1 protein-coding gene is annotated in these 279 nt (G+C 45.2%); it reads left to right on the top strand.

All coding sequences use genetic code 11. The features are described from left to right. The coding region (locus tag AAEZ08_RS22845; RefSeq protein WP_500125166.1) for a TatD family hydrolase at positions 1-279 on the top strand (279 nt) is incomplete at both ends.

Below are 279 nucleotides of genomic sequence, written 5' to 3'. Positions count from 1 at the left end.
GATTATAATCGCGATTTTTCACCGCGTCCGGCCCAAAGAAAAGTATTTGCAGCGCAATTAGAGCTGGCTTGTGAACTCAATATGCCAGTGCTGATGCATTGTCGTGAAGCACATGCGGACTTCATTGCCATTGTAAATGAGTACAGAGCTCTACTCCCTAATGCCTTATTACACTGTTTTACTGGCAGTAAAGATGAGTTAATCGAATGCTTAGCGGCTGATTTGCATATCGGTATTACAGGGTGGGTTTGCGATGAGCGCCGAGGACAAGAACTAGCA

The sequence above is a fragment of the Pseudomonas sp. E45-MNA-CIBAN-0222 genome (genome assembly GCF_040310405.1).
GTDB lineage: Bacteria > Pseudomonadota > Gammaproteobacteria > Pseudomonadales > Pseudomonadaceae > Stutzerimonas > Stutzerimonas stutzeri_AC.
Note: the sequence above shows the minus strand (reverse complement) of the source record. Positions and strands in the feature narration are given on the sequence as shown.